Origin of the sequence: Embleya sp. NPDC050493, from assembly GCF_044458105.1 — a bacterium.
GTDB lineage: Bacteria > Actinomycetota > Actinomycetes > Streptomycetales > Streptomycetaceae > Embleya.
The window spans coordinates 72,879-86,402 of sequence record NZ_JBITHP010000036.1 but is presented as its reverse complement, the minus strand read 5'-3'; the positions used below and the strand labels follow the sequence as shown (position 1 = coordinate 86,402).

The 13,524-nt window shown below is 72.2% G+C and carries 13 protein-coding genes and 1 pseudogene; 5 read left to right on the top strand and 9 right to left on the bottom strand.

Translation table 11 applies throughout. The features are described from left to right. Positions 1-927: 927 nt before the first annotated feature. Positions 928-1,791 (top strand): carboxymuconolactone decarboxylase family protein, encoded by an 864-nt coding sequence (locus ACIBM5_RS41590; RefSeq protein WP_396011880.1) that lies wholly within the window; start codon positions 928-930, stop codon positions 1,789-1,791. Here ACIBM5_RS41590 and ACIBM5_RS41585 read toward each other — a convergent pair. From ACIBM5_RS41585 to ACIBM5_RS41575, 3 genes and pseudogenes are all read right to left on the bottom strand, one after another. Further along, on the bottom strand, positions 1,788-2,342 hold the full coding sequence (locus ACIBM5_RS41585; protein WP_396011879.1) for a GNAT family N-acetyltransferase: 555 nt from the start codon (positions 2,340-2,342) through the stop codon (positions 1,788-1,790). The two genes, ACIBM5_RS41590 and ACIBM5_RS41585, sit on opposite strands and share 4 nt — an antisense overlap. Before the next feature lie 455 nt (positions 2,343-2,797). Beyond that, positions 2,798-3,208: pseudogene (locus tag ACIBM5_RS41580) on the bottom strand (NAD-dependent dehydratase); the annotation flags it as partial. After that, complete coding sequence (locus ACIBM5_RS41575) at positions 3,196-4,185, bottom strand: AraC family transcriptional regulator (protein WP_396011878.1); 990 nt, start codon at positions 4,183-4,185, stop codon at positions 3,196-3,198. The gene ACIBM5_RS41575 and the pseudogene ACIBM5_RS41580, both read right to left, overlap by 13 nt. Before the next feature lie 80 nt (positions 4,186-4,265). Between ACIBM5_RS41575 and ACIBM5_RS41570 the strand changes: the two genes are divergently transcribed. From ACIBM5_RS41570 to ACIBM5_RS41560, 3 genes are all read left to right on the top strand, one after another. Beyond that, the gene (locus ACIBM5_RS41570; RefSeq protein ID WP_396011877.1) at positions 4,266-5,129 is read left to right on the top strand and encodes an NAD(P)H-binding protein; all 864 of its coding nucleotides are present in this window, start codon (positions 4,266-4,268) and stop codon (positions 5,127-5,129) included. Between the two features lie 2 nt (positions 5,130-5,131). Then, positions 5,132-5,611, top strand: a complete 480-nt coding sequence (locus tag ACIBM5_RS41565; protein WP_391586639.1) for a DUF1772 domain-containing protein — start codon at positions 5,132-5,134, stop codon at positions 5,609-5,611. Positions 5,612-5,694: 83 nt separating this feature from the next. Continuing rightward, on the top strand, positions 5,695-6,240 hold the full coding sequence (locus ACIBM5_RS41560) for a DUF1772 domain-containing protein (RefSeq protein WP_396011876.1): 546 nt from the start codon (positions 5,695-5,697) through the stop codon (positions 6,238-6,240). Between the two features lie 98 nt (positions 6,241-6,338). Here ACIBM5_RS41560 and ACIBM5_RS41555 read toward each other — a convergent pair whose 3' ends face one another. Further along, positions 6,339-7,532, bottom strand: coding sequence for an RtcB family protein (locus tag ACIBM5_RS41555; RefSeq protein ID WP_396011875.1), 1,194 nt, complete (start codon positions 7,530-7,532; stop codon positions 6,339-6,341). Between the two features lie 426 nt (positions 7,533-7,958). Here ACIBM5_RS41555 and ACIBM5_RS41550 point away from each other — a divergent pair, with 426 nt between their 5' ends. Continuing rightward, positions 7,959-8,177, top strand: a complete 219-nt coding sequence (locus ACIBM5_RS41550; RefSeq protein WP_391586636.1) for a hypothetical protein — start codon at positions 7,959-7,961, stop codon at positions 8,175-8,177. Between the two features lie 90 nt (positions 8,178-8,267). Here ACIBM5_RS41550 and purU read toward each other — a convergent pair whose 3' ends face one another. The 5 genes from purU to ACIBM5_RS41525 form a co-directional block, all read right to left on the bottom strand. Then, positions 8,268-9,164 carry a formyltetrahydrofolate deformylase gene (gene purU, locus ACIBM5_RS41545; RefSeq protein WP_396011874.1) on the bottom strand — a complete coding sequence of 299 codons (897 nt, stop codon included), beginning with the start codon at positions 9,162-9,164 and terminating at the stop codon, positions 8,268-8,270. Between the two features lie 138 nt (positions 9,165-9,302). After that, on the bottom strand, positions 9,303-9,740 hold the full coding sequence (locus ACIBM5_RS41540) for a hypothetical protein (RefSeq protein ID WP_391586868.1): 438 nt from the start codon (positions 9,738-9,740) through the stop codon (positions 9,303-9,305). A gap of 219 nt (positions 9,741-9,959) precedes the next feature. Continuing rightward, complete coding sequence (locus ACIBM5_RS41535; protein WP_396011873.1) at positions 9,960-10,775, bottom strand: hypothetical protein; 816 nt, start codon at positions 10,773-10,775, stop codon at positions 9,960-9,962. Between the two features lie 158 nt (positions 10,776-10,933). Continuing rightward, the gene (locus ACIBM5_RS41530; protein ID WP_396011872.1) at positions 10,934-12,058 is read right to left on the bottom strand and encodes a uroporphyrinogen-III synthase; all 1,125 of its coding nucleotides are present in this window, start codon (positions 12,056-12,058) and stop codon (positions 10,934-10,936) included. A 113-nt stretch (positions 12,059-12,171) separates the two neighbouring features. Further along, on the bottom strand, positions 12,172-13,509 hold the full coding sequence (locus tag ACIBM5_RS41525) for a hypothetical protein (RefSeq protein WP_396011871.1): 1,338 nt from the start codon (positions 13,507-13,509) through the stop codon (positions 12,172-12,174). Between the last annotated feature and the right edge of the window lie 15 nt (positions 13,510-13,524).

Sequence of the window (13,524 nt, the reverse complement as noted above, 5' to 3'; positions counted from 1 at the left end):
GCCGACCGGTTAGCACAAAGCCACCCGCTGCCCACCCAGGCGCGACCGCCGGCCGAGAACGCCCAACCCACTCGGGAAGGCTCCCCGGCGAACCTGACCGGGCCGCCCACCCTCCGCGCCGTTGCCAGCGCTTTTCTCCGCAGGCAACACCCGCATCTCGCCGGGGAGCCCAGGGCTCCTGACCGCCGGTGACATTGGGACCGGGCCCATCTCCACCAGGCCACGCCGACCGGTGAGCACAAGGCCACCCGCGCCCGACCCGACCAAGACGCGGCCGCACGCCAAGAACGCCCGGGCCCACTCGGGAAGGCCCCCCGGCGGACCTGACGGCAGTACCCTCCCGCTCCGCCGTTGCCAGCGCCTTTCCCGCAGGCGACGCCACCGTCTCGCCGGAGAACCCAGGGCTCCTGACCGCCGGTGACTGTGGGACCGGGCTGATCTCCGCCGGTCCACGTCGACCGGTTAGCACAAGGCCATCCGCGCCCTACCCGACCAAGACGCGGCCGCACGCCGAGAACGCCCGGCCCACTCGGGAAGGCTCCCCGGCGAACCTTGCCGGGCCGCCCTCCCGCTCCGCCGTTGCCAGCGCTTTTCCCGCACGCGACACCCGCATCTCGCCGGGAAACCCAAGGCTCCTGACCGCCGGTGACCCTGGGACCGGGCCCATCTCCACCAGGCCACGCCGACCGGTGAGCACAAAGCCACCCGCGCCCAAGCCCACCAACCCCCACCACCGCCGGAAACACGAACGCACCCCGACTCAAGACGCGCCGCGCACCGCACCGCACCGCCCACCGCACCACACCACGCACCACGCACCACGGCACCCACCACCCACCACCCACCGCGCACCACCGCACCGCCGCACCCCGGCGTCGACTTGGCGCCCTTGACTTCGAGTTCACTCCAACTCGTAGGGTCCCGGTCATGAACAACGCACCCGAGACCGCCACCACCAACGCCCAGGACAACCGCTACGAGCGCGGCCTTGCCGTACTGCGGCAGGTTGCCGGTACCGATCGGCCCGCCGTGCTCGAAAGCCTCGCCGACATCGCTCCCGATCTGGCTCGGTACACCGTCGAGTTCGGCTACGGCGACATCTACTCGCGTCCCGGACTCACGCTCCGGCAGCGGCAGTTGGCCAACGTCGCGGCCCTGGCCGCGATCGGTAACGCAGCGCCGCAGCTGCGATTCCATCTGGCCGGCGCGCTCAACGTCGGCTGTACTCGGCGCGAGATCGTGGAGACCCTGATCCACGTCTGCGTGTACGCCGGTTTCCCGGCCGCGCTCAACGGCCTGACCGCGGCGCGCGAGGTCTTCGAGGCCCATCCGGCGGCGGCCGAGGCCACGCCGGACGAGGTTTCCGCGCCGGCGCCGGCGGAGACCACCGCCGAGCGTTACCGCCGCGGTCTGGCCGCGCTCACCGAGATCGACGGCCACGCCGGCGAACAGGTCATCGCTTCGCTTCGGGACATCGCCCCGGACCTGGGCCGCTACGTGCTCGAATTCGCGTTCGGCGACGTGTACTCGCGCACCGGTCTGGACCTGAAGACCCGCGAACTCGCAACGGTCGCGCTGTGCACCGCGCTCGGCACGGCCGCGCCGCAGCTCGCGGTGCACATCCACGCCCTGCTCAACGTCGGCGGCACCGAGGAGGAGGTGGTCGAGACGATTACCCAGATGGTCGGCTACGCGGGCTTCCCCGCCGCGCTGAACGGCATCACGGTCGCCCGCGCCGTGTTCGCCGAGCGGGCCGCCGCCGAGCGCGCCGCCGCCGACTCGGCGGCCTAGTCCGTGTCCGCCGCGCCGTCCTGCGGCAGCATGTACACGTCGCGGCCCTCCCGGTCCACGAACGCGTCGCTTGCCCGGAAACCGACCCGGCGGGCCAGGGTCAGGGACGGCACGTTGGCCGCGTCGATCACCGCGACGATCGGCATCGTCGGGAGCGTCCCGCGGGCCAGGTCGAGGGTGGCGTCGACCGCCTCGCGGGCCAGTCCCCGGCCCCACGCGATCGGCGCGAAACGGTAGTAGAGGTTGAACACCGGTATGCCGTCCGGTCGCAGCCGCCGGGTCAACTGCGTCCCGGCGAAGCCGAACACCCCGGCCGGATCCGCACGCGGTGCGACCGCGCAGTAGCCGATCCCGTCCCGCTCCCAGTCCTCGATCATCGAGGTGAGGAACGCGACCCCCTCCTCGGCCGACCGCATCGGTCCGTGCGGGTTGTACCGGTTGGTCTCCGGATCCCCGTGCACCGCGAACACCGCCGCGGCGTCCTCGGGGTGGGGCCGAGTCAGAACCAGTCGTGCGGTCTCGACGACCGTGATACGAGGTGCAAGTGCCACGCGCGTGCCGTTCGGATCGGTTCGGTTCGGATTGCTTGCGATCGATTCGGGTTCGATTCACTTCGCCGATGTCGATCTCCGAGCCTACTGAACCCCCGAACACGCCCGCCCCGGGCCGGCGGACGGGCGGCCTGCGGGCGGCGGGCGGCCGACGAGCGAGCGATCGGCGAGCGAGCGATCGGCGAGCAAGCGATCGGCGAGCGGCCGACGAGCGAGCGGCCCAGCGACCCGGCACCCCACCCGTACAAGCGAGCGACCGGCCCAGCGACCCGGCGCCCCACCCCCGTACGAGCGAGCGACCGGCCCAGCGACCCGGCACCCCACCCGACGAATGAGCGAGCGACCGGCGACCCGGCGCCCCACCCGGCGACCATGCCGCCACGCGTACACCTCGACCCACCAGTCGCCCGCAGACCGCCCGACACCACGCCGCCGACATGCGCTTCCGGGCCGGTTCAGACCTGGTAGCGGTTCGGGGCGAAGGAGTCGGGGTTGGCCTCGATCCAGGCGGAGGTGCGGCGCAGGCCCTCGGGGAGGTCGACGCGGGGCTTCCCGCCGGCGAGTTCGCGGGCCTTGGTGTTGTCGGAGAGCAGGCGTTCGACCTCGCTGCCGGTCGGGCGCAGGCGGGTGGGGTCGACCACGATCTCCGCGTCCCGACCGGAGGTCACGATCAGCGCCCGGGCCGGTTCGCCGATCGAGACCTCGGTGCCGGTGCCCAGGTTGATCACCTCGCATAGTGTGGCGTCGGCGAGCGCGACCGCCGGGAACCCCTCGGCGGTATCGGTCGGGTAGGCGAAGTCCTGGGTCGGGGTGAGCGAGCCGAGCCGGACCCCGGCGGGGCCCACCCGAGCGCTCAGACGCGGTCCGCGATCAGGTGCCGCGAGCCGTCGATGCCCACACCCTCGCGCCGCAGTGCCCGGGCCCGGTGTTCGCGCGGGCTCAGCCCCCGGACCCGCTTGAAGGCCGTGCTGAGCGCGAACGCGTCGCCGTAGCCCACCTTCTCCGCGACCCCGCCGACCGTGGCGTTCGGGTCGCACAACAGGTCCGCGGCCAGTGCGAGGCGCCAGCCGGTGAGGAAGGTCATCGGCGGTTCGCCGATCAACTCGGCGAACCGGCGGGCCAGCGAGGCCCGGGAGACCCCCGCCTCGGCGGCCAGCGACGCGACCGTCCACGGTTGTTCGGGGTTGTTGTAGATCAGGCTCAGCACGTGCCCGACCACGGGATCGCGGTAACCGCGGTACCAGCCCGGCGCATCCGTGCCCGACCGGGCGAACCACGTGCGCAGCATGGCGATCAGCAGCAGGTCCAACAGCCGGTCCAGGACCGCGTCCTGCCCGGGGTCGTCCTTGACGATCTCGTCGGCCAGCAGCGGGATCACCGGGAAGTCCCCCTCGCTGTGACGCACCACCGCGAGCGTGGGCAGCGCCTCCAGCAGCGAGCGGCTGACCTCGCCGGCCATCTGGTAGGTCCCGGTCAACATGATCGTCTCGGCGTCCGCGCTGTTGCCCCAGGTGCGCACGCCCAGCGCCATCTCCTTGGCCAGGTCCCGGCCGTCCGGGGTCGAGCAGCGCTGGCCCGGATGGATGATGATCTGCGGCTGCGAGGCCGGGTCGTCGGAGATCCGGTAGTGGTCGGGACCGCGCACGATCGCCACGTCGCCGGCGGTCAGTCGCAGGGCCTCGCCCCGGTCCAGCGCGATCCACGCATGGCCGCGCACCATCGACACGATCGTCAGCGGCGCCTCGTCGTGGATGCGCATGGACCACGGCGGACTCAGCATCGAACGGAGCAGGAAGGCGCCTTGCGCCCGAGGTCCGTTGAGCAGACTCGCGAGAGCATCCATGCCGAAACCTTAGACGATCAAACATGTAATTGGGCGTTTGAGCGATGTTCAGTCTCACCCCGCGGGCATTGAATAGAGCCATGACAACGAACGAGCAGAACCCCGCGAACACCACCGGCAACACCGGCACCACCACGCTGGTCCTGGGCGGGACCGGGAAGACCGGCCGGCGGATCGCCGAGAAGCTCACCGGGCTGGGCCGTGCGGTTCGGCTCGGCTCCCGGTCGGCACTCGTCCCGTTCGACTGGGCGGATCGCACCACCTGGGCCCCGGCGCTGCGCGGCATCGACAGCGTGTACGTCTCCTTCCAGCCCGACATCGCCGCGCCCGGCGGTGCGGACACGGTCGGCGCGTTCGCCGACCTCGCCGTCGAGAGCGGCGTGCGGCACCTGGTCCTGCTGTCCGGCCGCGGCGAGCCCGAGGCGCAGGACGCCGAGGCCCGGGTGCGCGCGTCCGGCGCCGAGTGGACGATCGTCCGGGCCTCCTTCTTCGCGCAGAACTTCGACGAGGGCGAGTTCCTCGGCCCGATCCTGGGCGGCGAGGTCGCTCTTCCGGTCGGCGACGTGGGCGAACCCTTCGTCGACGTGGACGACATCGCCGACGTCGCGGTCGCCGCGCTCACCGAGGACGGGCACTTCGGCCAGGTATACGAGGTGACCGGTCCGCGGCTGCTCACCTTCGCCGACGCGGTCGCCGAGATCGCCCGTGCGTCGGGCCGGAAAATCACGTTCGTGCAGGTCCCGTTGGAGGCATACTCGGCGGTCCTGGCCGATCACGGGGTGCCCGCCGAGGTCATCGACCTGCTGGCCTTCCTGTTCGGCGAGGTCCTCGACGGGCGCAACGCACACGTCTGCGACGGTGTGCAGCGCGCGCTCGGTCGGGCACCCCGCGACTTCTCCGACTACGCACGTGACGCCGCCGCCCGCGGCGTCTGGAAGGTGTGACCATGAGCGGCCCCCTGTTCATCCTGACGCTTGTCGCGGCCCTGGGCTGCGCATCCATGGGCGGAGTCTTCTTCGGCTTCTCCTCCTTCGTCATGGCAGGCCTCGGTCGGCTGCCGGCGGCTCAGGGGGCCGCGGCCATGCGTTCGATAAACGTCACGGCCGTGACCGCCCCCTTCATGGCCGGCCTGTTCGGCACCGCCCTGCTGTGCGTGGGCCTGGGCATCGCGGCGGTCGTCTCGTGGGGCGAGGCGTACGCGGTGTACCTGCTCGTCGGCGCCGTGCTCTACCTGGTCGGCACGATCGTGCTCACCGGCGGCTACCACGTGCCCCGCAACAACGCACTCGCCGCGGTCGAGCCGAACTCCGCCGCGGAGGAACGCCTCTGGGCCGGCTATCTCGCCGACTGGACCAGGGCGAACCACGTCCGCGCACTCTCCGGCATCGCGGCGGCGGCCTGCCTCGTCATGGCCCTGACCCGCTGACGACGCGCCACCACCGCCACCCGAGCACCCGAAACTCCGCACCCGCACCCGGCAACCAGTCACTCGAAAACGGGGATCCAGGCATGACCGAGCAGTCCATCATTTCGCACCCCACCCCACGTCCCACCCGCACCGCCGCCGTACTGCTCGGCGCCACCCTGCTCACCACGGGCCTGGTCGCCGGTGTCTACTTCTGCTTCGCCGTCGCGATCATGCCGGGCCTGGCGGACGTCGACGACCGCACCTTCATCGACTTCCTCCAGCACGTCAACAAGCGGATCGAGAACCCGGTCTTCTTCGCGTGCTTCTTCGGCGCCCCGATCCTCGGCGTGATCTCGATCGTCCGGACCCGCAAGCTCGGCCACACCGAGGCGAACCGCTGGATCATCGCCGGCGTGGCCCTCGCCTTCCTCGGCATGCTGATCACCATGGGCGGCAACATCCCGCTGAACAACAAGATCGAGGACGCCGGCAACCCCGCCGAGATCGCCGACCCCGCCAAGCTCCGCGACGACGTCGAAAACGCCTGGATAGCCTGGAACATCGCCCGCACCCTCGCCGCCACCGCCGCCCTGGCCACCCTCACCCGAGCCGTCCACATCCTCGCCCGCACCACCCGCACCTCCTGAAGAACCACTCCGACGAACCCCCGGAAACACCGAAGTCCCGCCCTCCGGCGAGCAGTTGCTCACGGAGGGCGGGACTTCGACCGATCCGGCGTCGGAGCTCAGCCCTTGACGCAGATCACCTGGCGCAGTTCGGCGACGACCTCGACCAGGTCCTGCTGCTGACGCATGACCTGCTCGATCTTCTTGTAGGCGCCCGGGATCTCGTCCACGACGCCCGAGTCCTTGCGGCACTCCACACCCTCGGTCTGCTTGGCGAGGTCCTCGACCGTGAACCGCTTCTTGGCGGCGTTCCGGCTCATCTTGCGGCCGGCACCGTGCGAGGCGGAGTTGAACGCGGCCTCGTTGCCCAGGCCCCGGACGATGTACGACCGCGTGCCCATCGAGCCCGGGATGATGCCGAGGTCACCACGGCCCGCCCGAATCGCGCCCTTGCGGGTCACGAGCAGGTCCACACCGTCGTAGGTCTCCTCCGAGACGTAGTTGTGGTGACAGCTGATCGGCTCCTCGAAGCCCACCCGGGCCTTGCGGAACTCGCGCCGGATCACTTCCTGGAACAGGGCCATCATGATCGCCCGGTTCTTCGCCGCGTACTCCTGCGCCCAGTACAGGTCGGAGCGGTACGCGTCCATCTGCGGAGTGCCGCTGATGAAGACCGCGAGGTCCCGGTCGACGATGCCCCGGTTGTGCGGCAGCGACTGGGCCACCGACATGTGGTGGTCCGCCAGTTCCTTGCCGATGTTGCGCGAGCCAGAGTGCAGCATGAGCCATACCGAGTCGGATGTGTCTACACAAAACTCGACGAAATGGTTCCCGGATCCGAGCGACCCCAGCTGCTTCATCGCCCGCTCGCGCCGGAACTTCACCGCGTCCGCGACGTCGTCGAAGCGCGACCAGAACTCCGCCCACCCGGCCGTCGAGAGCCCGTACAGCTTGCTCGGGTCGACCGCCTCGCCGTGCATGCCCATCCCGACCGGGATCGCCTGCTCGATCTTGGACCGCACCCGGGACAGGTCGTCGGGCAGATCGGCCGCGGTGAGCGTGGTCTTGACCGCGCTCATCCCACAACCGATGTCCACGCCCACCGCCGCCGGGCAGACCGCGTCGCGCATGGCGATGACGGAGCCGACCGTGGCGCCGCGGCCGAAGTGCACGTCGGGCATCACGGCGAGGCCGTGCAGCCACGGGAGGGTGGTGATGTTGCGGAGCTGCTGCATGGCCTGACCCTCGACCGCGGCGGGGTCGGTCCACATGCGAATCGGGACCCGGGCGCCCGGGACCTCGGTGTACGACATAACTGGTCACTCTCCTGAGTGGGTACGACGAAACATGAGCACATCGGCTCGAAGCTTGGGTGGGCCGTCCCGGCGCACTCCGGGTGGTGAATCCGGGTGCGGCACGGGGCGGCCGGTGGCGGGGCCGCAGGGTTTGGCGACCGCGGGTCCCGCGGAGCGGAAGCGAAGCAGGGGTTACACGCGGCGGGCCGAGGCACCCTTGACGGGGCATCGGCTGTTGTCACGGAACCGCACCGGCTCGCTCCTCTCCCTACAAGGACAGGTCACACGGAAGGACCCGTCTCGGCTCGGCCTCCATCAAGCCACGGCAACCGCCCACCCCGCAAAGGGTTTTCCGGTCGGCGCGGGCACGGCCGGCGTGCGCCCCGGCGTGCACCCCGTGCGCCGCGGTGACAGCCCACCGGGTCGGGCGTACATTCCCGAGGCATGTTCGTCGTCGGGGTAGCCGCCTGGATCACCGCCGTGGCCTGCGTCGTGTTCGGCCGCGATCGGCATCGCTCCCGGATGCGACCCGTGGTCCGCGACTTCGACGGGGACGGCCCTCGGGAGCGCACCGAGTTCCCGCGCGCCGCCCGGGCCGGCCGGCTCGCCGGGGCGGCGGCAGCCCTGGTCGGCGTGGCGGCGTTCGTGCTGAGTGTGCGCTGAAGTGGCGGATGCGCCGGGCCGGCGCCGGTCGGGCGCTCGACTGAAGAGGACGGTGCGGGCGCCCCCGAGCAGCACGCGCCGGCCGTGCGCTCAGGTGAAGACGACGGTGCGGGTCCCGTTGAGCAGCACGCGCCGCTCGGAGTGCCACTTGACCGCGCGCGAGAGCGCCTGGCACTCGACGTCGCGGCCGACCGCGACCAGGCCCGCGGGGGTGACCGCGTGGTCCACCCGCTCGACCTCCTGCTCGATGATCGGGCCCTCGTCCAGGTCGCCCGTGACGTAGTGGGCGGTCGCGCCGATCAGCTTGACCCCGCGCGCGTGTGCCTGGTGGTAGGGCTTGGCGCCCTTGAAGCTCGGCAGGAACGAGTGGTGGATGTTGATCGCGCGGCCTTCGAGCTGCTTGCACAGGTCGTTCGACAGGACCTGCATGTACCGGGCCAGCACCACCAGTTCCACGTCGTTCTCGCGCACCAGGGCGAGCAGTCGCGCCTCGGCCTCCGGCTTGGTCTCCCGGGTGACCGGGATGTGGTGGAACGGCACGCCGTACGAGCGGGACAACTCCTCGAAGTCGCGGTGGTTGGACACCACGCCCACGATCTCGATCGGCAGCGCGCCGATGCTGCTGCGGAAGAGCAGGTCGTTCAGACAGTGACCGAACTTGCTGACCATCACGAACACGCGCATCCGCGCGTCGCCGTCGTGGATCTGCCAGTCCATGTGGAAGGACGCACCGACCGCGGTGAAGCCGGCCCGCAGCGCGTCCAGCTCGACGCCCTGCTCGGCGGTGAAGTGCACGCGCATGAAGAACAGACCGGTGTCGCGGTCGCCGAACTGCTGGCTGTCCACGATGTTGCAGCCGGTCATCATCAGGAAGCTGGCGACCGCGTGCACGATGCCGCGCTTGTCCGGGCAGGACAGCGTCAGGACGTACTGGCCGCCGGTCGCCCCGGCACCGGTGCCGTCGACTGGCTGGGTCTGCTCGGTCATGGACGCGCCCTTCTTCTCCAACTGCGGCATTCGTACGGCCTTCCGGATGTCCGGTCCGCCGGCTCGGCTGCGGGGCCCGATCCGCCTGCCTGCGGGCCGGCCCCGCCGGTCGTACAGGATCCCACGTCCCGCGCGGGCTCAGCGCCCGCCGGTACGGATGCGCAGCACGTCGAGCGAGTCGGGCGGCGCGTCCGGGTCGTCCTCGTCCGTCTTCGCGAGCGCCACGTGTGCGGCCCGTGAGGTGGCCACGACCTGCGGCCAGCGCGGGTGGGTGAGGTAGGCGGGCGCGGGCGCGTCCTCACCGATGTCGTGCAGGACGGCGAGGATCTCCAGCACCGCGGCGTCCACCAGCGCGGCCTCGTCCGCGTCCGCGACCAGGCAGCCGACGTAGGTGCTCGCGGACCAGCGGTCCAGCCACGAGTCGCCGACGAGGCGATAGACGGCATCGGTGATCGAGCCGTACTCCGGGCGGCCGGCCAGCCAGGACTCGCGCTGGAACGTCGGGTCGCCGAACATGTGCAGCGCGGAGCGGACCTGGGCCCGCCAACGCCACCACGGAACGGTGCTCTGGCGCATACGTGCCATCGTGGCGCCTCCTCCCCTGTCTCCGCTTCCGTTTCGCCGATCCGCTCCCGTTCCGCTCCCGATCGGTTTCGGGCGGGATGCTTTCGATCACCTCGGATTCCCACCGATCATGCCGCAGACCGGACCGATCCCGGCAACCGGGCGGTCCGCAGCGCGGGCGACGGCCGGTCGGCCCGGCCGGCCCGGTCCACGCGGTCGACTCGGGTCGACTCAGTCGACCACCTTTATCGTGATCAGTCCGCGTTCGAGGTCGTATACGCGCAGCGCGGCCACCTCGAAGCCCGGGTGGTCGCGGATCCAGTTCTGCGCCTCGCGCAGGATCCGGGCCGCGGTGTTGAACGCCTGCGCGGCCTCGGTCGTGTAGTCCCCCGGCAGGTGCGAGGACAGGTCGGTGTCGATCGCCACCTCGTACTTGCCCTTGTGGTCCAGGGTGAGCCGCACCTGCTGCAGCCGGGTCCCCTCCGCGGTGGTGTGCAGCGCGGCCAGCATCGCGGCGCCGTAGTCGTCCGCGGCCGGCTTGCGGTCGTCCCGCTCGGCGCCGAGCCGGAAGTCAATCGCGTCGCGGTCCGAGTCGAGGATCTCGATCCCGCCGACCCACAGCGCCGGGTGGTCCTCGGCCCACTGCGCGGTCTCGGTGAGCAGCTTGCCCGCCCGGTCGCGAACGATCTCCTCGGCCCGCACATTCGAGCCGTCGCCGCGCACCAGGTCGGTTTCGAGCGTGACCTTGTAGACCTTGTACGAGCTGACCACCCGGACCCTGGTCACGTGTCCCCCGTGCGGGGTGGTCCGCAGGTGGGTCAGCAACTCGCTGCCGTAGACCCCCGATTCGGCGGTGTCACCGGCGGCGGCGGGCGGAACCACCGGCGGCACGCTGCCGCTCGGGCGGTCCGCCGGGTCCGGCTTGGAGCCGGTGGAGGACAGTCGCGCCGAACTCGGCCCGGCGCTGGCCACCGTGTCGGCGATCCGGCCGGTGTCGGAGGATCCGGAGCACGCGGCGGCACCGGCCATGGTCGTGGCGAACAGCACGACCGCCGACAGTCGTGTGCGTTTCCGTATGCGTATCAAGGTTCGTGTTCACCCCCTGTCACCCAGCCATGGTGCGGGTTGGCCCTCGGCTCCTACCAGGCGGGGGGTGGCGGGCGCTGGAAATATACCGCTTCGCTCGCGGCGCCGCGGCCGGCGGCTCACGGGTCCACGGCCAGCCGGTATCCGCGCTTGGTGACCGTGCGGACCAGGCCGGCGTACGGGCCCAGCGCCGTGCGCAGCCGGGCCACCGCCGCCTCCACGGCGTGTTCGTCGGTGCGCGTGTCGGCCCACACCCGACGCAGCAGTTCGGCTCGGCTGAGCACCCAGCCCGGCTTCTCGGCGAGCGCGCGCAACACCGCGCCCGGTACCGGCGGCAGCCAGATGGTCCGGCCGTCGACCAGCAGCGCGTTGCCCTGCAGGACCAGGCGCTCGGTGTCGGTGTGCAGCTCGCGGCGGGCCCGGGCGGGCAGCGCCTCGGTGATCGTGCGCACCAGCGAGCCGAGCCGGCCGCGCTCGGGCCACACGGATTCCACGCCCTGCTCGGCCAACGGCCGGGCGCACACCGGCCCGATGCACACCGGCAGCACGTCGGCGCGCAGCGCGGCCAACACGTCGGCCCTGCGGCCCTGTTCCTCGGCGGCCTCCAGGAACGCGCCGATCGCGGGCGCACTGGTGAAGGTGAGCGCGTGCAGCTCACGGCGCACGGTCTGCTCCACCAGGCGGCGGACCGCACCCGGATCGTCCGGCGGACCCCAGCGGTAGACCGGGATCCGAAGCACGTCGGCGCCGCGTGCCCGCAGCGCGTCGACGAAACCCTCCGGCGGTGCACCGTGTTCCTGCACCGCGATCCGCCGCCCACGCAGGTCGCGGGCGAGCAGCCAGGCCAGCACCTCGTCGCCGGCGTCGGACCCGGCCGAGTACACCTCGCGCAGGCCGCACGCCCGCACCGCGGTGCCGGCCTTGGGCCCGCGGCAGACCAGTACGGCGGCCCGGCACGCCGCGGTCAATCGCGCGGCGCGCCCCCAGCTCTCGGCGGCGGCGAACCAGCCGCGCCAGCCCACCCCGGTGGTGGCCACGACGTAGTCGAGTCGCTGCTCCAGAGCGCGGTCGGTGGCCCGGCGCAGGATCGGGTCGTCGGCCGGCGACACGATCCGCACGGTGGGCGCGTCGACCACCTTGGCGCCCAGATCCCGGAGCAGCGCGACGAGTTCCTCGCGGCGCCGGGCCGCGGTGACGCCGATGGTGAACCCGATCAGCGGTTCGGCCCTCGTGCCTGTCTCCATGGGGTGAGACTCGCCGACGTGTGTTACGGCGCTGTTGCCGGACGGTCACGCGGGAGTTAGCGCATGGGCCGAGAAAGGCGTCCGCCCGGCTGCGGGCCGGCGGGGCGCGCGGGTCAGAACTCGCCGGCGGTGCGCTTCTTGAGGTTGTAGGTCGTCGCGATCGGGTTCCACAGCCCGACGACCTTGTTCTTCGCGGTGGTGGCCCGGCCGCTCGCGCGGTCGGCGGCGCGCTTGTGGTCGGTGTTCTCCGCGTGGTGGCCCTTGCAGCCGCCGTGGGCCATCTCGGTTCCCCAGGCCGCGAGTTCGCGGTCCGACTCGGCGGAGGCGGCCCACGCGTCGCGCAGGCCCGCGACCAGTTCGGTGCCGCCGCTGAGCTTGTCGGTGGTGAGCTTGCCCAGGCCGGCGATCTGCTGGTCGCGCTGTCGGGCGGCCTCGGTCAACGATTGCGCGCCGGCCGCGGGGTCCTCGCACTTTTGGATCTGTTGCACGGCCCGGGACACGGTCTGCCGGGATCCGGCGCCGTCCTGGAGCAGTCGGTCGACGGCGGTCGCCTGCTCGGCGGCGCCGTCGTCGGCCTTGGCGGGCGGTGCGGTGGTGCCGGGCGTGGCGCCGGCCGAGGCGCCCGGCTTGGCGGGCGCGCCGGTCGTGGCGGCCGCGGCGCCCTTGTCCGCGGTGTCGCTCTTCTCGTCGTCGCCGAACGCACCACTGGCGAACACGCCGATCGCGGCGACCACCACGAGCGCCCCGACACCGGCGGCGATCAGCGGGGTCCGCGAGCGGCCGGCCGGACCCGGGTCGGCGTGGTTACCGGGGCCGGGGCCGTGCGGCGGGCCGGTCGGCGGCGCGTAGTGCGGGGTGTAGGGCTGCGGCGCGGCATACCCGGCGGACGGCGACGCGTGGCCGGGCGGCGCGGCCGGCGGCGCGTAGGGCGCGGGCGTCGGCTGCCCGGGTGCGTCCACCGCTCCCGTTCCGGCCGGCGGTCCCTCGTCCCGGAACAGGTTGGCCGGGAACACCTGGGTGGCGTCGGCCGGTCCGGCGGCGGGCGACGGGCTCGGCCGGAACAGGTCGGGCCCGGCCGGCGGGGCTCCCGTCGGTGCGGCCGCGGGCGCCCCCGGCGGTGCGTGCGACGGGCGCGGCGGCACCTGGCCGGGTCCGGCCGGCGGCGCGAACGCGGGCTGCGGGCCGAGCCGGGTCGCGCCGGGCTGCTCGGCCGGGGCACCCGGCGGGCTCGGGTGGGCCGGGTTCGGCCGGTACGCGTCGGCGTCGTAGGGCTGTTGCCGCCCGGGGTACGGCTGCGGCGCGCCGTAGCCCTGCGGGGGTCCCTGGTCCGCGTAGTCCTCGAACCTCGGCAGCACCTCGGTCTCGTCGCGCGGGAGTTCGAGCGGGCCGAAGGGCGAGGGCCCCGGCTGCTCGCCATTGGGGCCCCGTCCGCCCGATCCAGCCGATCCCATGCCATCCACCCGTTC